Source organism: Synechococcus sp. R50.1 (assembly GCF_047462115.1).
Lineage (GTDB): Bacteria > Cyanobacteriota > Cyanobacteriia > Thermostichales > Thermostichaceae > Thermostichus.
Map to the genome: position 1 here is coordinate 43,610 of NZ_JANSIN010000006.1, position 18,738 is coordinate 62,347.

The 18,738-nt window shown below is 60.3% G+C and carries 16 protein-coding genes; 10 read left to right on the forward strand and 6 right to left on the reverse strand.

Annotated features, from left to right (window positions below; translation table 11 throughout):
* Window positions 1-61: 61 nt before the first annotated feature.
* Together NW870_RS02995 and recN are read left to right on the forward strand one after the other, a co-directional pair.
* The gene (locus tag NW870_RS02995; protein ID WP_414350470.1) at window positions 62-1,096 is read left to right on the forward strand and encodes a M14 family metallopeptidase; all 1,035 of its coding nucleotides are present in this window, start codon (window positions 62-64) and stop codon (window positions 1,094-1,096) included.
* Window positions 1,097-1,291: 195 nt separating this feature from the next.
* On the forward strand, window positions 1,292-3,022 hold the full coding sequence (gene recN, locus NW870_RS03000) for a DNA repair protein RecN (RefSeq protein WP_414373832.1): 1,731 nt from the start codon (window positions 1,292-1,294) through the stop codon (window positions 3,020-3,022).
* Between the two features lie 35 nt (window positions 3,023-3,057).
* Here the strand turns inward: recN and NW870_RS03005 are convergent, their stop codons facing one another.
* Complete coding sequence (locus tag NW870_RS03005; protein WP_414373833.1) at window positions 3,058-3,765, reverse strand: ABC transporter ATP-binding protein; 708 nt, start codon at window positions 3,763-3,765, stop codon at window positions 3,058-3,060.
* Window positions 3,762-4,580, reverse strand: a complete 819-nt coding sequence (locus NW870_RS03010) for an ABC transporter ATP-binding protein (protein WP_414373834.1) — start codon at window positions 4,578-4,580, stop codon at window positions 3,762-3,764. The genes NW870_RS03005 and NW870_RS03010 overlap by 4 nt, the downstream gene beginning before the upstream one ends.
* 325 nt (window positions 4,581-4,905) lie before the next feature.
* Here NW870_RS03010 and NW870_RS03015 point away from each other — a divergent pair, with 325 nt between their 5' ends.
* The 4 genes from NW870_RS03015 (at window position 4,906) to NW870_RS03030 (ending at window position 9,299) form a co-directional block, all read left to right on the forward strand.
* Window positions 4,906-6,159, forward strand: a complete 1,254-nt coding sequence (locus NW870_RS03015) for an ABC transporter substrate-binding protein (protein WP_414373836.1) — start codon at window positions 4,906-4,908, stop codon at window positions 6,157-6,159.
* Window positions 6,160-6,401: 242 nt separating this feature from the next.
* Complete coding sequence (locus tag NW870_RS03020; RefSeq protein WP_011432412.1) at window positions 6,402-6,746, forward strand: hypothetical protein; 345 nt, start codon at window positions 6,402-6,404, stop codon at window positions 6,744-6,746.
* 187 nt (window positions 6,747-6,933) lie between these two features.
* Window positions 6,934-8,865 carry a BamA/TamA family outer membrane protein gene (locus NW870_RS03025; RefSeq protein WP_414373838.1) on the forward strand — a complete coding sequence of 644 codons (1,932 nt, stop codon included), beginning with the start codon at window positions 6,934-6,936 and terminating at the stop codon, window positions 8,863-8,865.
* A 65-nt stretch (window positions 8,866-8,930) separates the two neighbouring features.
* Complete coding sequence (locus NW870_RS03030) at window positions 8,931-9,299, forward strand: hypothetical protein (protein ID WP_414373839.1); 369 nt, start codon at window positions 8,931-8,933, stop codon at window positions 9,297-9,299.
* Here NW870_RS03030 and NW870_RS03035 read toward each other — a convergent pair.
* On the reverse strand, window positions 9,296-10,378 hold the full coding sequence (locus NW870_RS03035; RefSeq protein ID WP_414373840.1) for an Mrp/NBP35 family ATP-binding protein: 1,083 nt from the start codon (window positions 10,376-10,378) through the stop codon (window positions 9,296-9,298). The genes NW870_RS03030 and NW870_RS03035 overlap by 4 nt on opposite strands.
* Window positions 10,379-10,674: 296 nt before the next feature.
* Here NW870_RS03035 and NW870_RS03040 point away from each other — a divergent pair, with 296 nt between their 5' ends.
* The 4 genes from NW870_RS03040 (at window position 10,675) to NW870_RS03055 (ending at window position 15,114) form a co-directional block, all read left to right on the forward strand.
* Window positions 10,675-10,839 (forward strand): DUF6464 family protein, encoded by a 165-nt coding sequence (locus tag NW870_RS03040; protein ID WP_238376969.1) that lies wholly within the window; start codon window positions 10,675-10,677, stop codon window positions 10,837-10,839.
* A gap of 68 nt (window positions 10,840-10,907) precedes the next feature.
* Complete coding sequence (locus NW870_RS03045) at window positions 10,908-11,402, forward strand: N-acetyltransferase family protein (RefSeq protein ID WP_414373841.1); 495 nt, start codon at window positions 10,908-10,910, stop codon at window positions 11,400-11,402.
* A gap of 172 nt (window positions 11,403-11,574) precedes the next feature.
* Window positions 11,575-12,858, forward strand: coding sequence for a competence/damage-inducible protein A (locus NW870_RS03050; protein ID WP_414373842.1), 1,284 nt, complete (start codon window positions 11,575-11,577; stop codon window positions 12,856-12,858).
* A 102-nt stretch (window positions 12,859-12,960) separates the two neighbouring features.
* A complete protein-coding gene (locus NW870_RS03055) occupies window positions 12,961-15,114 on the forward strand; it encodes a M48 family metalloprotease (protein WP_414373844.1) in 2,154 nt (717 codons plus the stop codon).
* Between the two features lie 30 nt (window positions 15,115-15,144).
* Here NW870_RS03055 and typA read toward each other — a convergent pair whose 3' ends face one another.
* The 3 genes from typA to NW870_RS03070 form a co-directional block, all read right to left on the reverse strand.
* Window positions 15,145-16,962 carry a translational GTPase TypA gene (gene typA, locus NW870_RS03060; protein ID WP_414373846.1) on the reverse strand — a complete coding sequence of 606 codons (1,818 nt, stop codon included), beginning with the start codon at window positions 16,960-16,962 and terminating at the stop codon, window positions 15,145-15,147.
* A 168-nt stretch (window positions 16,963-17,130) separates the two neighbouring features.
* Window positions 17,131-17,238 (reverse strand): photosystem II reaction center protein Ycf12/Psb30, encoded by a 108-nt coding sequence (gene psb30 / locus NW870_RS03065; RefSeq protein WP_011433833.1) that lies wholly within the window; start codon window positions 17,236-17,238, stop codon window positions 17,131-17,133.
* A 107-nt stretch (window positions 17,239-17,345) separates the two neighbouring features.
* The gene (locus NW870_RS03070) at window positions 17,346-18,641 is read right to left on the reverse strand and encodes a glutamyl-tRNA reductase (protein ID WP_414373848.1); all 1,296 of its coding nucleotides are present in this window, start codon (window positions 18,639-18,641) and stop codon (window positions 17,346-17,348) included.
* Window positions 18,642-18,738: the final 97 nt, after the last annotated feature.

Below are 18,738 nucleotides of genomic sequence, written 5' to 3' on the forward strand. Positions count from 1 at the left end.
CTACCCCAGGGAGAGAGGCCAGAAGCCAGAAGTTTGAGTCGAGCCTCTTAGCCCAAACAGTATGCTCACCGTTCTCGATCATCTACCGGATCAACTGCTGGATCTAGAGGCCCATCAGCTTTACGACCGATTGGGTGGGCCAACCCTCATCCATCTGCCGGGACGACGGGATCCCGCCCTGTTTGTGTCCGTCCTGCTGCACGGCAACGAAACCACCGGCTGGCAGGCGGTGCGACAGCTTCTCCGCCGCTACAGTCCTCTGCACCGCTGCCGCGAACGGGAATTGCCCCGCTCCCTTTCCCTCTTCATCGGCAATGTTCAGGCAGCCCGTCAAGGACAACGGCGGCTGGACGGCCAACCCGACTACAACCGCATTTGGGGCTCCGGCTCCACCCCCGAACATGCCATGGCCCAGGCCGTCCTGCAGCAAATGCAGCAGCGGGGCGTTTTTGCCAGCGTCGATATCCACAACAACACGGGCACCAACCCCCACTACGCCTGTGTCAATCACCTGGATGCCCCTACCCTGCACCTGGCCACCTTGTTTGGGCGCACCGTCCTCTATTTCACCAAGCCAGAAGGGGTGCAGAGCATGGCCTTCGGGCGCTTCTGCCCGGCGGTGACCCTGGAATGCGGCAAGCCGGATCAGCCCCACGGCACCCAGCATGCCTACGAATTTCTGGAAGCCTGCCTTCACCTGTCGGCGATCCCGCAGCGCCCTGTCCTCAGCCAAGATATCGACCTCTTCCACAGCGTCGCCATTGTCAAAGTCCCGGATCAGGTGAGCTTCAGCTTTGGGGAAGAGAATGGCGACCAAGAGGGATCCCCCTCCCACATCCGCTTCCCGCCGGATTTGGATCTCCTCAATTTTCGGGAGCTTCCCCCCCACACCCCCATTGGCTGGACGAACAACGGCTTCCACCTGGAGGTGCAAGACGAGCAGGGCCAAAATGTGGCGGATCGCTTTTTCTATGCCTGCAATGGAGAAATTCGCACCAGCGTGCCCATCATGCCGGGCATGCTCACCCTCAATAGCCGCATCATCCGCCAAGACTGCCTCTGCTACCTGATGGAGCGCTACCCCCTGGCCGGCTGAGCCGGGCTGCCAATTTCCCCGAGGGGATCCCCAAACCAGAACAGGTGGTGCTCCCCACCCCTGCAATAACAGACTCCCCGCTGGCCGCTGTACCCGTCCGCCGAGGGATGGTGAGTACGCTAACGTGGGACAGAGCGACCCCTGCAAGCCCTATCCTGAAAACTGCCAACGGCACGCTGAGCCCACGGGATCCCTATGTTGCGCCTGCTGCGGATCGAGAACTTTGCCCTGATCGAGCAATTGGAGATCCCCTTTCGAGCGGGGCTAAACGTGCTCACCGGAGAAACCGGGGCCGGCAAATCCATCATCCTCGATGCTCTGGATGCAGCTCTAGGAGGTACAGCCCGATTGCGTCAGCGGGACGGAGTCCTGGCTTTGCGCGCCGGCAGCGAACGAGGTCTGGTGGAGGCAATTTTCCATCTCAATCCCGAGCTGCAAGCCTGGTTAGAACAAGAACAAATCGAACCCCTAGAGGAGGGCCTGGTTTGTAGTCGCGAGCTGGTGTTGCGCAACGGCAAGCTCACCAGCCGCCTGCGGGTGAATGGGGTGCTGGTGAACAAAGCCCAGATGCTCAACCTGCGGGCCAAATTGGTAGAGATCACTGCCCAGGGGCAAACCGTTCAAATCCAATCTCCCCAAACCCAGCGCCGTTGGCTGGACGACTTTGGCGGCGAAGAGTTGTTGCGAACACGGGCGGAGGTGGCTGCCCTTTACCAAACCTGGAACCAACTGAAAACAGAGGTGGAATCCCGCCGGCAAAGCCAACAACTGCGCCTGCAACGGCTAGACCTGCTGGAGTTTCAAGCGCAAGAGCTGGCCGCCCTGCGCCTGGAGGATCCCGACGAAATGGCCAAGCTGGAGCGGGAACGGGAGCGCCTGGCCCACCGCGTGGAACTGCAACAGCAAAGCTACGAAGCTCACCAATTGCTCTATCAAAACGACAGCGGCTCACCGGCCATCGCCGATCTGTTGGGCCAGGTAGAACGGTTGCTCCAGACCATGACCCAGCGGGATCCCGACCTAGCCCCTCTGGCGGAAATGGTCAGCAGCGCTCTCATTCAGGTGGAGGAGGTGGGGCGGGAGCTGGTTCGCTACGGCGAGACGCTGGAGGCGGATCCCGGTCGGTTGAACAAAATTGAACGGCGCTTGGCGCAACTCAGACAAGCCTGCCGCAAATACGGCCCGACCTTGGCCGAGGTGATGGCCCATGCGGAGCGGGTGCAGACGGAGTTGGCCCAACTGCGAGGAGACAACACCGACCTAGAGGAATTGCAGGTGCGGCTGGACAAAGCTGCCCAAGACCTGGAGCGCCATTGCCAGGTGCTCTCTCAACTGCGGCAACAAGCGGCCTGTCAACTGGAAAAGGCCCTCATAGAAGAGCTCAGCCCGCTGGGGATGAGCGCAGTGCAATTCCGGGTGCAGATCCAACCCGGCCCCCCGACAGCAGAGGGGGTGGATCAGGTGAGTTTTTGGATTAGCCCCAACCCGGGTGAGCCTCTTCAGCCCTTGGCCAGCATCGCCTCCGGCGGCGAGATGAGCCGTTTTCTGCTGGCCTTGAAAGCCGTATTCAGCCGCATCGATCCGGTGGCCACCATGGTTTTCGACGAGATCGATACCGGCGTGTCGGGCAAAGTGGCGCAAGCCATCGCCACCAAGCTGCACAGCATCGCCCGAGATCACCAGATCCTCTGCGTCACCCACCAACCCCTGATCGCTGCCTTGGCGGATCACCACCTGCGGGTTCACAAGGTGGTGCACCAAAAACGAACTTCTGTGCGGGTGGAGCTTTTGGGAGAACGGGAACGCCGCGAAGAACTGGCCCAACTCACTGCCGGTCACTCTGCCCAAGAAGCGATGACGTTTGTGGAGGCTCTTCTCAACCAAGCAGCTCAACTGCGCAAGCAGCAAATGGCCAGTCCCGCTTGACTCTCCTTCTGGGAAAGGGGAGGGGGGTGAGGGCCTCAACCACCCAAGAACAGCTCCAGCACCTCAGGATTGCTCAGCAGGTTGGGGCCGGTATCCTCAAAGCGGTTTTCTCCCGTGGACAAGACATAGCCCCAGTCCGCCATCTTCAGGGCCTGCTTGGCATTTTGCTCCACCATGAGGATGCTGATGCCAAGACGGTTGATCTCTTGCAGGAGGGCGAAGGTCTGTTCTATGTACAGCGGTGACAGGCCGGCGGTCGGCTCATCCAGCAACAACAACTGCGGCTCCACCATCAACGCTCGCCCTATGGCCAGCATCTGCCGTTGTCCACCCGATAGGGATCCCGCCGCTTGGCGTCGTTTCTCTTTCAGGGGTGGAAACAGCTCATAAACCCGCTCCAGTTGGGCAGCAGGGTTGTCGCGTCGGATGAAGGCCCCCATCTCCAGGTTCTCTTGCACGGTGAGGGAAGGAAAGACATTGTTGGTCTGGGGCACAAAGCCGATTCCCCGCTGCACCAGTTGCTCGGCAGGCAAGTGGGTGATGTCGGATCCCTGAAACAGCACTCGGCCTGAGCGGATGGTGGCCAAGCCAAATAAGGATTTCAGCACTGTCGATTTGCCGGCTCCATTGGGGCCGATGATCACCACCATTTGCCCGGGGTTCACCTTCAGGTGGATCCCTTTGAGGATGTCCACCCCCCGGTAGCCGCTGTAGAGATCTTGGATGTCCAGCAAAGGGGTCATGAGAGGGATCCCTCCGAAGGCAGAGGGGAGGGTTGGGGTGGGTTTAGGGAGTCGGCCAGTGCCACAGATCCCAAATAGGCCTCCCGCACGGCTGGGTTTTGTTTGATCTCCTCCATGGATCCCTGGGTGAGAACCTTGCCGGCAGCCATGACCACCACATGGTCGCAGAGACGGGTCACCAGATCCAGGTCATGCTCGATGATGCAAAAGGTGCAGCCCCGCTCGCGGTTGAGATACTCGATAAAGCGCATCAAATCCGCCAGCAGGGTGCGGTTGACGCCGGCCCCCGGTTCATCCAGCAGGATCACCCGCGCATCGGTCATCAAGGTACGTCCCAGTTCCAGGAGTTTTTTTTGCCCGCCGGAAAGGGTGATGGCCAGTTGATCCCGCAGATGGATCAGGTTCAGCCGTTCCAGAACCTCTTCGGCCCGAGCTTGCAGGTTGCGTTCTTGTCGTTGCACCCGCCGCCAACCGAACCAAGTGGCGAACAGGTTTTCCCCTATCTGGTTGGGGGGAACCACCATCAAGTTCTCCAAGACGGTCATGCGGCCAAACTCCCGCGGGATCTGAAAGGTGCGCACCAGCCCTCGACGGAACAGATGGTGAGGGGGCAGGCCGGTGATGTCTTCCCCATCTAGCCAGATGCGCCCGCCGCTGGGCCGAATAAACCCGGCGATGATGTTAAAGAGCGTGGTCTTCCCTGCCCCATTCGGGCCGATCAAGCCCGTAATCCGACCGGTTTCGATGCGGAAGGAACAGTGATCCACCGCGCTAATGCCGCCAAACCGCTTGGAGATGTCGTCGATAACAATCACGCCGCTGCCTTGGGAAAACCCCGCCGACCGATGAGTTCAGTATTTCTCAAAATATAATGAGCCCAATGGCCGAGTTTGCCCATTATCCTTCCTGGATTCCTACAGGGGCAACTGCCTTTGGAGGCCGCAGCCAGCCCTACAGCAGCCAAGGAACGGGCGAGATCCTGAGTCTGGCCCGCCTGTTTCCCGGAGCCATCTTTTCTTGAGGAAGTGGGGAACGCTTTGAGGTGAGTCAACGTCTGACTGCTACGACTCAACACTTGACTTTACTTGACCTTTGGGATCTGAGTTCTACTTTCCCTTCCCTCACAGGAGGTTGTCGGCTATGTCTCGCATGAATAAACTCACCCGACGGGCCTTTGCAGCGGCGGCTGCCCTGACGGCTGCTGCTCTTGCCACCACTCTGCTGCCCAGCACGGCTCAGCAGGCAACTCAAGGGCCGGTCAAAATTGGGGCTTTAATGTCTCTCACCGGGGATCTGCAGGCCTTCGGGGAAAACTGCCTCAAGGGGATCAAGCTGGCGATTGACCAAATCAACGCCGCCGGTGGCATTTTGGGATCCCCTGCCCAAGTGGTCGAAGCGGATGACCAGACGTCGGCTCAGCCGGCTATCGACGCAGCTCAACGGTTGGTCACCGTGGAGAAGGTGGCCGGCATCATCGGCGCCTTGGGCAGCGGCATCACCATTCCGGTGGCCACGACGGTTTCTGTTCCCAATCGGATCCCGCAAATTTCCCCCGCTTCCACCGCCCCCACCATCACCACCCTGGAGGACAACGATTTTCTGTTTCGCACGGTTCCTTCCGACGCCTACCAAGGGGTGGCCTTGGCCCAGATCACCCGTGAAGAGAAGCTGGAGCGCCTGGCCATTATTTACATTAACAACGACTACGGCCAGGGCCTGGCCGACAGCTTTAAGACGGCTTTTGAAAAGCGGGGCGGCACCATCACCAAGTCGGTTCCCTACGAGCCCGGCAAGGCTTCCTACCGCAGTGAGCTGACCCAACTGAAGGAAGGGGATCCCCAGGCGTTGGTGCTGATTGGCTACCCCGAAAACGGTGTGGTCATTTTGCGGCAAGCTTTGGAAGAAGGACTGTTTGACCGCTTTGTCTTCACCGATGGCATGCGCTCTCCCGATGTGGCAGCCCAGGTGGGAGCCGAAAAGCTAGAGGGATCCATCGGCGTTTCGCCTCAGGCCCTCACCGATAGCAAGGCTTACCAAATCTTTGCCGAAGCCTACAAAGCCGCCTACGGGGAGCTGCCCCCCACCCCCTACATCGACACCGCCTACGATGCCGCTTTTGTCCTGGCTCTGGCCATTCAGAAAGCCGGCAGCACCGATGGCACTGCTGTTCGGGATGCTTTGCGGGAAGTGGCCAATCCCCCCGGCACCGAGATCCTGCCCGGAGAGTGGGCCAAGGCGGTGGAGCTGATCGGCAAAGGGGAAGACATCTTCTACACCGGCGCCTCTGGATCCATCAACTTCGATGAGAATGGGGAGGTGGCCGGCACCTTTGCCCACTGGACTTTCCAAGGGGGGAAGGTGGTGGATCTGAAGGTGTTTGAGCCGGAGAGCTGATTTTCCCCTGCGGCTCCTGAGTGGGGGTCGGTTTCTCCTTCTGAGCTCCATCAAGACAATCCAGACGAGCAAGACGGGCCTGCACAGAGTACCCTCTGCAGGCTTTTTTGTGGGCCTGGGCCGCGCGGCTGTACGTCCCCAGCAGGGATCCCTCCCCATCACGTAGCTTTTTTTGCGGCAACTCAGCGGAGGGCAAAGCAGGCTAAAGTGTCGGCATCCTGGCGTCTTGTGGAGAATCCTCGATGTTGTCCACCCAACTCCTCCTCCCCGGAGTGGCAGCTCTGCTCGGCTTCGGGTTTGCTCCAGCCGTCCTGGCTCAGACTTCCCACACCCAGCAGATGGCGATCCTGAACGGCAACGCCACCACCCTGCAAAGCAACGTCCTGCAAAACACCGTCCTGATCCTGCCCAACGTTCCCCCACAACAGTACGCCGACAGTTGGGGCTGGAGGAGCAGCCGCTCTTTGCCTCCCACTCCTGCTCCCATCACCGTCGTCATCCTCAACTCCCAAGTCAACCTAGCTGCCGAGGAAGTCGAGCCGAGGTCTTGCGGCCAGCGCTGTAGGGGATCCCTGCGCCTGCCTTGAGCGGGGGAGGCTGCTTTTTGCACTCCAGACTGCCCAAGTCCGCAATCCGGTTCGCGGCCACGCTCGGATCTGGGTGGATGGGGATTGATATAATCCAGGGCAATTGTCCGCTGCTGGGCGGCAGCGGGTTTTAACGCAAGCTTGGCCCGGCTTTGCAATCTTGCTTTTTGGTGTGCGAGGGATCCCCATGAATCGTTCCAAGCAACTTCGCCCTTGGCTGGCTTCAGCTCTCACCTGCCGGATGGTGCTCTGCACCGCTTTTGCGTTTGCTGAAGCGTCCCGTAGCGCTCTGCTGATGGGATCCCCGGCTTGGGCGCAATCGGTTCCTCAGCCCGGCACCCTCGACCTGCGCACCGGTGGCGACACCCCCGCCCAGCCCTCCCCCACCCCACCCCCCACTGCCGGCGAGCCAGAAGTGTTGGTAGCGGAGGTAGTGGTTGAGGGCACTGAAGATCCGGAGCTGATCAACCGGGTTTACAGCGTCATCCGCACCCGCGCCGGCGAGGTTTCCACCCGATCCCAGTTGCGGGAAGACATCAATGCCGTGTTTGCCACCGGTTTGTTTGCCGATGTGCGGGCGGTGCCTTCCGATACACCCTTGGGAGTGCGGGTCACCTTTGAGGTCAAGCCCAACCCAATCCTGAAAGCCGTGCGCACGGAAGGGGCGAAAGTTCTGGATCCGGAAGTGCTGCGGGCCGCCTTTGCCGACCAGGAAGGGCGGGTGCTCAACTTCGGCGAGCTGCAACTGGCTGTGGCCGAGATCGAGCAGTGGTACGCCGATAAGGGTTACGTGCTGGCCAAAGTGACGGATGTGCGCTCCTCTGAAGACGGCACCATCACCCTGGAAATCGCCGAAGGGGTGATCGAGGATATTCGCGTTCAGGGCAACACCAAAACCCGTGACTTCATCATCACCCGCGAGTTGAAGTCCAAGCCGGGGGATGTGTTTAACCGCAACCAAATCCAGGAAGACCTGCAGGCGGTTTTTAATCTCAACCTGTTTCAAGATGTGAATGTGGGGCTCAACCCCGGCCAGGATCCCGACAAGGTGGTGGTGGTGGTGAACGTGGAAGAACGTCGCACCGGTACCTTGGGCGGCACCATCGGCGTTAGCTCCGCCACAGGGGTCTTCGCCGGCCTCAACGTCTCCGAACAAAACTTGGGCGGCAACAACCAAAGTGCCAGCTTCAACGTGCAGGTGGGCACCAACGAAACCCTCTTCGATTTGAACTTCACCGACCCGCGGATTGCCACGCTGGAGATCCCCACCTCCTACAACGTCAACATCTCCAACCAGCAAAGTTCTAGCTTTGTCTTCAATGAGGGATTGACCCTGCCCAACGGGGATCCCGTGCGCATCAACCGTCTTGGCGGCGGGGTGACTTTCTCTCGCCCGATTGGGGGCAATTGGCGGGCCAGCTTGGGCACCCGCATCCAATTTGTAGAAGCTCGCAACAGCAACGGGGAGCAGCAGCGCTTCGATGTGCTGGGCAACCCGATTACCTTCAGCGAGAGCGGCCAAGACAGCTACACCACCCTGCGCCTCGGCCTTGTCAACGACGCCCGCGACAACCCCAACAGCCCCAGCCAGGGCTCGGTCTTTCGCATCTCCACAGAACAGTCGGTACGTCTGTTTCAAAATGGCTTGAATGCCAACCGCCTCGAGGCCGGCTACAGCCAGTTCATTCCCGTCAACCTGTTTGAAACCCGCAGCGAGCGACCGCAGGTATTGGCCTTTGATGTGCGAGCAGGCACGACCATCGGCGACTTGGCTCCCTACGATGCTTTTGCCATTGGTGGGGGCAACTCGGTGCGGGGCTTTTTCGAGGGGGGTATCGGTTCCGGTCGCAGCTTTGCCACCGCAACCGCCGAGTTGCGTTTCCCCCTTTTTGACCCGGTGGGAGCCGTGGTTTTCGCCGACTACGGCACTGATCTGGGCAGTGGAGCTGCCGTGGCCGGCAATCCCGCAGCGGTGCGCAACAAGCCGGGCAGTGGTTTGGGGCTGGGGGTCGGCATTCGCATCCAATCTCCCTTGGGGCCGTTGCGCATCGACTACGCGGTTGGGCAAGGCGGAGCCGGCCAAGGTCAACTGCACTTCGGCATTGGCGAGAAGTTCTGACTTGGCCGTGGATTTCCCTGCCGGCTTGCTATCTTGGGAGCAGGTGCTCGTAATGGAAGCAACCCATGAAACAGCGACTCGGCCTACCTTTCCCCAAGGGATCCCTGGTGTTCTTGCTGTGTTTGAGCCTGGCCCTAGCCGGGTGTGGGCCACTGGCGCGTCTGGGCATCGGCACAACTCCCATCGCCACCGTAGAGCAAAATCCCTCCCGCTACACCGATGTGTATGTCCGCGGTCGCGTGGTGAACCAGATAGGGGTGTTCGGCCAGGGTGTGTATGAGCTCCAAGACAACAGCGGTTCCCTTTGGGTCATCACCGACAAGGGGCTGCCGGCCATGAACAGCACAGTGACCGTGCGCGGTAAAGCCCAAGAGGGGATTGTGGTGGGAGGACGCAGCTTCGGGGTCTCGTTGGTGGAAGCAGAGCGCTTCTAGCCTGCCCCCAAAGCCAGCATCGAAACACGGCCTGCCAAGGTTTTGGCAATTTGCCGCAGCGCCTGGGCCGAGGCTGACTCAGGCTGGCTGATGACGATGGGCTGGCCCGCATCCCCCCCTTGGCGCAGGGCAATCTCCAACGGGATCCGCCCCAGCAGCGGGACACCAAGCTCGCGGGCCGTGGTCTCTCCCCCTTCTGAGCCGAAAATATCGTACTGGCGATCCGGCAGGTCGGGCGGGATGAAGTAGCTCATGTTTTCCACAATACCCAGGATGGGCACCCCCAACTGCCGAAACATGTTCAAGCCCTTGCGACTGTCCAGCAGGGCCACCGATTGGGGCGTGGTGACGATCACAGCTCCTGCCAGCGGCACTGCCTGCACTAGGGTCAATTGGGCATCGCCGGTGCCGGGGGGCATATCCACAACCAAGTAGTCCAACTCTCCCCACTGCACCTGATAGAGGAATTGCCGGATCACCCCGTTTAACATTGGCCCCCGCCAGATCACCGGCTGATCCCGTCCCACCAAGAGGCCCATCGACACCATCTTGACGCCGTAATTTTCCAGGGGGAAGATATCCTCGCCGCCGTCCTCCCGTTTTTGCACAACCAGAGACCGATCCTGCAGGCCCAGCATCAGCGGCACATTGGGACCGTAAATATCGGCATCCAGCAGCCCCACCCGCGCTCCACTTTGGGCCAGCGCCACGGCCACATTTACCGACACCGAAGTTTTGCCCACTCCCCCCTTGCCGCTGGAAATGGCGATGATGTTGCGCACACCGGGGATGGACTGGCGATTCGGCAGGGAAGGGGAACGGGGGGTTTCTGCCGTTACCGTAACATCAATGGCTTCGATGGGGGCCAGCTGGCGGATGGCAGCTTTGCACTCCTCGACAATGAATTCTCGCAAAGGGCAGGCCGGCGTGGTCAGCACCAGGGTAAAGGCCACTCGCCCAGGCTCGACGCGAATATCCCGGATCATGTTCAGTTCCACCAGGCTGCGGCGCAGCTCCGGATCTTGAACAGGGCGCAACGCTTCAAGGATGGCAGCAGCATCAAGGGTGGAGGTGGTCATGGAATCGGAAGGCTCAGCGGGTCAGTCCATATTTCACTCTAATCGGTTTTTCTCGGGTTCTTGCCGGCAGGGAAGGACAGCTCCAAAACGGGCTGCCACGCTAGTCCTGGGCAAGCAGGCTGGCCGAGGCTGATTCTGGTTGGAAGACAACGCTGTTGGCCGACGGGGGAGGGCAATTGTGCAAGCGCTGAGTGGGAGTTGGCTTGTGGTTGGGGCTAACGTTCTGGGCTCAGTTGATCCCTCTGCTGGAAAAGAGGGGATCCCGCCGCCTCTCAATCGGGGACGAGCGCCGGGCCATGCCAACTCTCTTTTCTGACTCGGCCTGGGATCCCTTCTGCCGTTACTTTTCTCGGTCACCCTACCTGCCTTGTGCGGTGAGTCCTCTGGGCCCCTGCCGCTGCCCCCACCACGCTGCGCGTCCAAAAGATGCTGCCTGGGCGTTCTGTCCACAACAAGAATAAACTGTGGTCTGTTCTCGTGCCGGTATCTCAGGAAATTCAAGGAATTGGTTGTGAAGCCAGGCAAAAGTATGGAAATCCGTCCTGCCACCGCTTTAGATGTGCCCGTTTTGTTTGACCTCATCTGCGCCTTGGCCGAGTACGAGAAGCTGAGCCACCTGGTAACGGGATCCGCTGATCTGTTGCGCCACTATTTGTTTGGCCCAGAGGCTTTGGCCTCGGCGTTGTTGGCAGAAGTGGAGGGGCAAGCGGTGGGATTTGCCCTCTACTTCCGCAATTTTTCCACGTTCCTGACCCGACCAGGGATTTACCTTGAGGATCTGTTCGTGTTGCCGGAGTTTCGCGGCAGAGGCATTGGCAAAGCGCTCTTGGCGCGGGTGGCTCAGGAGGCGGTGGCCAAAGGATATGGGCGGCTGGAGTGGATGGTTTTGGATTGGAACCAGCCGGCGATTGAGTTCTATCGACGCATGGGTGCCCAGCAACATCCCGAATGGATTCTCAACCGCGTGGTGGGTGCTGATTTGGAAGCTTTGGCTCGGCTGGCTGAGGATCCCTGTCGAGCTTGAGTGTGCCTTCTGTGGGGTAGTCGGCGCGGAAATTTTCTCAGAGCGGGAGAGGGAAGTGAAAACCCGCCGGCTGTCTCACCGCAATTGGGAATGGCCGACGACCAGCCGGAAATCTGGGGGCCGAGACCTCTTGTATACTTTTCTTGCGGCTGAGCTGAGCTCGAGGCCAAGCATGATCCCACCGCAAACTGCTATTCCCCAAGGGGCTGAGATCCTCTGCATCGGCACAGAATTGCTTTTGGGAGAGATCACCAATACCAATGCCCAGTACTTGGCAGCCGAGTTGGCGCAACTGGGGATCCCCCACTATTACCAAACGGTGGTGGGGGATAACGAGGCCCGCATTCACCACGCGCTGGAGGTGGCCTGTGGTCGTTCCAGCTTGATTCTGATCACCGGGGGTTTGGGGCCGACGCCGGACGATCTCACCCATGAGGCGCTGGCTTCCTTTTTTGGGGCGGAGATGGTGGAGCACCCCCAAGTGTGGGAAGAGATCCTGCAAAAGTACGGGCAGCGGGGCCTTGTGCCCTCGCCGAGCAATCGCAAGCAGGCTTTTCTGCCCCGGGGAGCGAGGGTGTTGCCCAACCCGCTTGGCAGCGCCTGTGGCCTCATCTGGCAGCCCCGGCCCGACCTGCACATTCTCACCTTCCCTGGGGTGCCGCGGGAGATGCAACACATGTGGCGGGAGACCGCCGTGCCTTATCTACGCTCCATCGGCTGGGGAAAAGAGGTGTTCTACAGCCGGGTACTGCGCTATTGGGGCATTCCCGAATCGACGCTGGCCGAACGGCTGGGATCCCTGTTGGCGGGGGAAAACCCTACGGTGGCTCCCTACGCCAGCCAGGGGGAGGTACGCCTGCGGGTTACCGGACGTGCTCCCAGTCGTGAAGAGGCCCAAGCCTTGATCGCCCCGGTGGTGGAGCAGATTTTACAGATTTCTGGAGAAGACTACTTCGGCAGCGATGACGCCACCTTGGCCGGTGTGGTGGGGGAGCTGTTGCTGCAACGGGGTCAAACTCTGGCGGTGGCAGAATCCTGCACCGGCGGGCTGCTGGGGCAGTTGGTGACCGGGATCCCGGGCAGCTCCCGCTATTTTGTGGGGGGGATCGTGGCCTACGACAACCGCATCAAGGAGCAGCTTTTACAGGTGAATCCGGAAACCCTGCGACAGCACGGGGCCGTGAGCGAGGCGGTGGCCGCCCAAATGGCGCTGGGGGCCAAGCAAGTCCTGGGCTCCAACTGGGCCTTGAGCATCACCGGCATTGCCGGGCCGGATGGGGGGACACCCACCAAGCCGGTTGGCCTTGTGTATCTGGGTTTGGCGGATCCGCAAGGGAAGGTGGAAGTACACGAGTACCGGTTTGGCAGCCTGCGCGGCAGAGAGGGGGTGCGTTGGTGGAGCGCCCAGACGGCTCTGGATCGCTTGCGGCGGCGCTTGCTCTGCTACCCCCTTTAGGGGGGATCCAGTCTCTCGGGGTTGGATCCCTGAGTAAGCTAGGGGAGCAGATGGATCCAACCGATCTCCAGAAGCAGACCCTACCAGGCAAGGAGCAAGCCGATGATCCCCGATGCCGTCCAGGCGGGCAAGGAAGCCCTGCGGCAGGGCCGCCTTCAAGAGGCCATCCAACTTTTTGAAGGCTACCTGGCCCAATCCCGTCAGCAGGACAAAGCATTAGGGATCCCGGCAGACTCATCTGACGGCGAAGCCCTGGAAGCCCAAATGAACCTGGTGCGGGCCTACCACCAGTTGGGCCAGACGGAGAAGGCACGGTCCCTCTGCCTAGAGCTGCTGCAACACCCCAACCCCCAGGCGCAAGGCTGGGCCAAGAAGATCTTGCTTCGCCTGCCCACTGCAACAGAGTCCCTGGCTGCTCCGTCCGCCAAACCTGTCGAACCGCGTTCTGCTCCCCCAGAGGAGCCGTCTCCTGGAGCGGGATCCCTGTCCACCCGTCAACGGGCCGCCCAACTGGGTATGAAGATCCCCCTGCCGGAGCGGGCCGGCCCCCTGCATTGGGCCAAGTGGGGATCCCTGGGGGTGGGCATTGTCTTCCTTTGGTGGCTGAGCTTTGTGTTGGTAGGCAGCCATCTGGATTTTGGCCGGCTGAGTTTTCCGCGGCAGCTTTGGTTTTTGCAGGGGTTGCTGCCCTGGCTGCGCAATGGCCTGCGGTGGTTGGTGGCCGGCAGCCTGGCGGTCAACTTTGGAGTAGGCCTTCTCTTTTTTGCCCCCTGGCTGATGGATCAGCTCCACCAACGGCTGCACAAGTTGCGTTGGGCCAGGCTTGGCGAAATCGAACGCCACAGCCCCGAAACGGCGCGCCTGCTGCAGCGCATCTGTGCCCAAAACCAGCTAAAACAGCCCCGACTGGGGGTGATCCCGGATGCTGGGCCGCTGGCCTTTGTTTACGGCACTTTTTCTGATGGCTGCCGCATTGTGGTCACCCAAGCCCTGTTGCAGCAGCTTTCTGAGGATGAGATTGCCGCCGTCTACGCCCAGGCCCTGGGGCGAATTGTTAATGGAGATATCCTGGTCATGACCCTGCTGGGATCCCCGATTCAACTGGTTTACCTGGCCCTAGAGCAGGTGAGCCAACTGGGAAGCAAACGGCGGGATCTCATCGGGCATGTGGCCCCGCTGCTCTACCTCATCTACACGGTGCTCTCCTACCCGCTGTTTTTCCTCTCCCGCCTGGGCACCTACCATGCCGACCATTTTGCCGTACAGGCAACCGGCAACCCGAACGGGCTGATCGCTGCTCTGCTCAAATCGGCTGCTGGCCTGCAGGAGGCCCACAAAAACGACCGCCGACCTTCCTCGCTGTTGCACTGCACCCGCCTGTTCAGCTTTTTGGACTTCAAAACCATCGCCGCTGCCAGTGCTGCCGCCCGCCTCCAGGATCCCTCCCAAGCCGGCCAAGTCTTTCTCTGGGATCAGTTCAACCCTTGGGCCCGCTGGATGCAGGTCAATTCCAGCCATCCGTTGCCGGGGCACCGCTTCAAGGTCTTGGCAGGATATGGGGAGCGGCTGCGCCTCGTGCCGGAGCTGAGTCTGGGATCCGGATCCAAGTTGGATGTGGCCCGTCTGCAAAGCCGGTTTTGGCTAGATCTGGCCATCTATGCTGCCGAAGTGGTCGGGATCCTCATTGGCTGGCTGGTGGGGCTGATCCTCTACCTGGTGCTGCAAGATCGCCTCGATCCCAAGGTGATTTGGGCAGCCGCGGTGGTGGGCTACGGGATGGGCCTGTGGGCCAAAGCGGGATTGATGTACGGGGGATCCCTGCCGGCAAGGCCGACGGATGTGCTCAGCTTGCTGGCGGATCCCGACGCGGATCCCCGCCGCGGACAATGGGTGGAGCTGGAGGGGGAGTTGGTGGGACTGGGCCCCTCCGGCTATCAACTGGGGGCAGAGCTGAAGCTGCAAGAGGCCACAGGGCTGATCCCGGTGCGCTTTACTTCCCCTTTGGGGCCGGTGGGCAATGTCTTTTCCGGCCTGAAGCGGATCCGCGCCCTGGTGGGCCGGCGCGTCAAAGTGGTGGGCTGGTTCCGCCGCGGCAATACTGCTTGGGTGGATCTGGCCTACGTCCAGGTGGGATCCAATAAGCTGCACAGCCGACCGCGCCTTTGGCTGGTTGTGTTCGGCTTGGGAGTCATCCTGCTGGGGATTTGGGGGGCGTTCTATTTCCCCAACTTGGCCTCTTACCTGCGGCGGTGGTGAGCCAGGCTCTCTTCCAGTTGGCTGAGAAAACTAGCGGCGAGAGGGCGTTAACTGTGCCTTGCGCAGGCGCACCGACTGGGGCGTGATCTCCACCAGCTCATCCTCGCCGATGTATTCCAAAGCCCGCTCCAGGGTCATCTCCACCGGCGCTTGCAAGTGCACCAGCTCCTCCCCGCCCGCAGCCCGGTGGTTGGTCAGTTGCTTGGTCTTGCAGACGTTCAGCTCCAAGTCTTGGGGACGGTTGTGCTCGCCCACGATCATGCCCTTGTAAACGCGGGTACCTGGCGTAATAAAGAATACACCTCGATCTTCCGCATTCTTGAGGGCATAGGTAGTGGCCACCCCTTCTTCAAAAGCGATCAGCACCCCGTTGCGGCGCATTTCCATCTCAGAGGTCAGGGGACGGTATTCCAGAAAGCTGTGGCTCATGATCCCCTCGCCGCGGGTGATGCGGATAAACTCCCCTCGAAAGCCGATCAGCCCTCGCGCCGGAATGACAAACTCCAGCTGAGCCCGACCATCGGATCCCACCATCATGTTCTGCATTTCTCCCCGCCGTTGCCCCAGCCGCTCGATGCAGGCCCCCACCGTCGCTTCCGGCACATCCAGCACCAAACACTCATAGGGCTCATAGGGCTGGCCGTTGACCTCGCGGAAAATTACCTTCGGTTGCCCCACCTGAAACTCATAGCCTTCCCGCCGCATGGTTTCTAGCAGGATGCCCAGGTGCAGCTCGCCTCGCCCCGACACCAAAAAGCGATCCGGCGAGTCGGTTTCTTCCACCCGCAGCGCCACGTTGGTTTCCAGCTCCCGCATCAGGCGCTCCCGCAACTGTCGCGAGGTAACGAAGGTACCCTCCTGGCCGGCAAAGGGAGAATCGTTGACACCGATCATCACCTGCAGCGTCGGCTCGTCCACTTTGATGAGCGGCAGAGCCTGGGGATTTTCGGGAGAGGTGAGGGTGTGGCCAATGTTGGCCTCGGCAAACCCCGCCACAGCAACAATGTGGCCGGCGGTAGCTTCCGTCAGCTCGATGCGCTGCAGGCCCTGAAAGCCGAACAGCTTGGTTACTTTGCCCTTGGCAATGGATCCATCCTCTTTCACCACTGCCAATGGATCCCCCAGGCGGATGGTGCCGTTGTGGATCTTGCCGATCACAATCCGGCCCAGGTATTCCGAATACTCCAGCGTGGTGACCTGCAGCTGCAGGGGCTTGCCGGGATCCCCAATGGGAGGTGGGACATGCTTGAGAATGGCCTCGAAAAGAGGCTTCATATCCAGGGATCCGCTGTACTTCCCTTCCAGAAAGTCTTTGAGATGGGCTTCTTCCAGGGCAAAGCCGCGCAACCCAGAGGCAAATAGATAGGGGAAGTCGCACTGGTCTTCGTCTGCCCCCAGCTCCAAGAACAAATCCAGCACCTTGTCAATGGCTTTGTAGGGTTCAGCGCGAGGCCGATCGATCTTGTTGACCACTACGATGGGGCGCAGACCCTTCTCCAAAGCCTTGCGCAGCACAAAGCGGGTTTGCGGCATCGGGCCTTCGTTGGCATCCACGATCAACAGGCAGCCCTCCACCATCCCCAGGACCCGCTCCACCTCGCCCCCAAAGTCGGCGTGGCCAGGAGTATCGACGATGTTGATCAAGGTTTCGCCGTAGCGGACGGCTGTGTTTTTGGCCAAGATGGTAATGCCCCGCTCCCGCTCCAGCGTGTTGGAGTCCATCACACAGGTGGGAATGTCTTCCCCCTCCCGAAAGATGCCCGCCTGGCGTAACAGGGCATCCACAAGGGTAGTTTTGCCGTGGTCGACGTGGGCGATGATGGCAACGTTGCGGATGGGGAGTGACATATTAACCATTGACCAGCAGGATGTCGCCCTACAAGCAGGAGTGCCTTAGGGATTTCTTTACAACTCTAACGCAAAGGAGCGTTACGTTGCTAAACACTCCTGGCTTTGGGCTTAGCCCCAGCACTCCCAAAGGGTTATCCCGACTGCCTCAATATCCAGAGGGATCCCCTACATATCGGCGCCGCGCAGATAGAGCAGCAGGATGACCGCCGGGCCTGCCAAGACAATCAAGGCCAGCAGGGCCAACTGCACAAAAACTTCGTATTGTCCGAACATAATCCCAGATCCTGTGGCTTACGCTTTGTATCCTAAGGGGTGCCCCCCACCCCAGATGGGAGAGCTGTTACAATTCTTCAAGTCATGCGCTCTTCGCCAAGGGATCCCTAGCGCTCCTGCTGGGCTTGAAACACCACCGGATCCAGGTTGAACAGTTCCTGCAAGATCCGCATGGCTGCCCGCCGCGCCTCAATATCCCGTTTGGCCCGCAGTTGCACCATCGGGTCGTGCAGGATCTTGTTGACGATGCCGCGGGTCAAGGCGTCGATCACCTCCAGGTGCTTCTCGGCAAAGTCCTTGCCCAGGCGGGAGAGAGCTTTTTCCATCTCCTGCTCGCGGATGGACTCCACCTTGTGGCGCAGGCTGGAAATGGTGGGCACCGTCTCCAGAGAACGCCACCACTCCATGAATTGATCCACCTCTTCTTCCACCAGGGCCTCGGCAGCCAGAGCCAGCTTTTGCCGTTGGGCGCGGTTTTCTTCCACGATGCGGGAGAGGTGATCCACATTGAACACCTGTACCCCCTTCAGCTTTTCCACGTCGGGATCGATGTTGCGGGGCACAGAGATATCCACCAACAACAGCGGCTGATCTGGCTGCAGCACCCCTGCCAGTTGCTGGTAGGTGAGGATCGGCTGGGTGGCACCGGTGCTGGTGAAGACCAAGTTGGACTCGGCCACACTGTTCAGCAGCGACTCCCAAGGCAGCACCTGGATCGGCTGCTCAAATTGCTTGGCCAGGGCTTCGGCTCGCTCCAGGGAGCGGTTCACCACCGTGATATCGACTGCCCCCTTGGCCAACAGGTGCTGCACCAACAGACGGGCCATTCTCCCCGCCCCCACCACGGTAACTTTGCCCTGAGAGAGGGATCCCTGCTCTTGCAGAGCCAACTCCACCGCTGCCGAGCTGATGGACATGGCGCCGGTGCCGATCTCCGTTTCGGTACGGACGCGCTTGCCGGCGGTGATGGCTGCCTTAAAAAGGCGATTGAGGATGCGATCCATGCCGTTGCAGGCTTGGCCCAGTTGCTGGGCTTTTTTCACTTGCGAGAGGATCTGCCCTTCTCCCAGCACCAAGCTGTCCAGACCGGCAGCCACCCGCATCAGGTGGGTTACGGCATCTTGGTAGAGAAGGGTAAACAGGTGCGGACGCAGTTGGGGCAAGGGGATCCCTTTCAGCTCAGCCAAGAACTGCATCGTCTGCCGGACACCACTCTCCATTTCTGAGGTGACGATGTAGACCTCCAGCCGGTTACAGGTGCTGAGGATCGCAGCCTCCTCAATGTGGGGGTGGGCGCGAAGCTGCTGGATCGTCTCTCCCACCTCCGCCTCCGCGATGCTGAGGCGCTCCCGAATCTCTACGGGAGCTGTGCGATGGCTAAGACCGACAACCGCGATAAACATGCCTCTCCGTCGTCTGTACAGCAACAGCAAAAGTTATTAAAAACAAAAACTCTGAACAAAAGCAAATATTGTTTCAGAGAGAAAGCAAGAGCTGTGA

What these genes read in the sequence shown, in the direction of transcription:
- NW870_RS03050 (WP_414373842.1), top strand. Translation starts at nt 11,575, where the DNA reads ATGATCCCACCGCAAACTGCTATTCCCCAAGGGGCTGAGATCCTCTGC.
- NW870_RS02995 (WP_414350470.1), top strand. Translation starts at nt 62, where the DNA reads ATGCTCACCGTTCTCGATCATCTACCGGATCAACTGCTGGATCTAGAG.
- NW870_RS03005 (WP_414373833.1), bottom strand. Translation starts at nt 3,765, where the DNA reads ATGACCCCTTTGCTGGACATCCAAGATCTCTACAGCGGCTACCGGGGG.
- NW870_RS03045 (WP_414373841.1), top strand. Translation starts at nt 10,908, where the DNA reads ATGGAAATCCGTCCTGCCACCGCTTTAGATGTGCCCGTTTTGTTTGAC.
- NW870_RS03030 (WP_414373839.1), top strand. Translation starts at nt 8,931, where the DNA reads ATGAAACAGCGACTCGGCCTACCTTTCCCCAAGGGATCCCTGGTGTTC.
- recN (WP_414373832.1), top strand. Translation starts at nt 1,292, where the DNA reads ATGTTGCGCCTGCTGCGGATCGAGAACTTTGCCCTGATCGAGCAATTG.
- NW870_RS03070 (WP_414373848.1), bottom strand. Translation starts at nt 18,641, where the DNA reads ATGTTTATCGCGGTTGTCGGTCTTAGCCATCGCACAGCTCCCGTAGAG.
- NW870_RS03040 (WP_238376969.1), top strand. Translation starts at nt 10,675, where the DNA reads ATGCCAACTCTCTTTTCTGACTCGGCCTGGGATCCCTTCTGCCGTTAC.
- NW870_RS03015 (WP_414373836.1), top strand. Translation starts at nt 4,906, where the DNA reads ATGTCTCGCATGAATAAACTCACCCGACGGGCCTTTGCAGCGGCGGCT.
- typA (WP_414373846.1), bottom strand. Translation starts at nt 16,962, where the DNA reads ATGTCACTCCCCATCCGCAACGTTGCCATCATCGCCCACGTCGACCAC.
- NW870_RS03055 (WP_414373844.1), top strand. Translation starts at nt 12,961, where the DNA reads ATGATCCCCGATGCCGTCCAGGCGGGCAAGGAAGCCCTGCGGCAGGGC.
- psb30 (WP_011433833.1), bottom strand. Translation starts at nt 17,238, where the DNA reads ATGTTCGGACAATACGAAGTTTTTGTGCAGTTGGCCCTGCTGGCCTTG.
- NW870_RS03025 (WP_414373838.1), top strand. Translation starts at nt 6,934, where the DNA reads ATGAATCGTTCCAAGCAACTTCGCCCTTGGCTGGCTTCAGCTCTCACC.
- NW870_RS03035 (WP_414373840.1), bottom strand. Translation starts at nt 10,378, where the DNA reads ATGACCACCTCCACCCTTGATGCTGCTGCCATCCTTGAAGCGTTGCGC.
- NW870_RS03020 (WP_011432412.1), top strand. Translation starts at nt 6,402, where the DNA reads ATGTTGTCCACCCAACTCCTCCTCCCCGGAGTGGCAGCTCTGCTCGGC.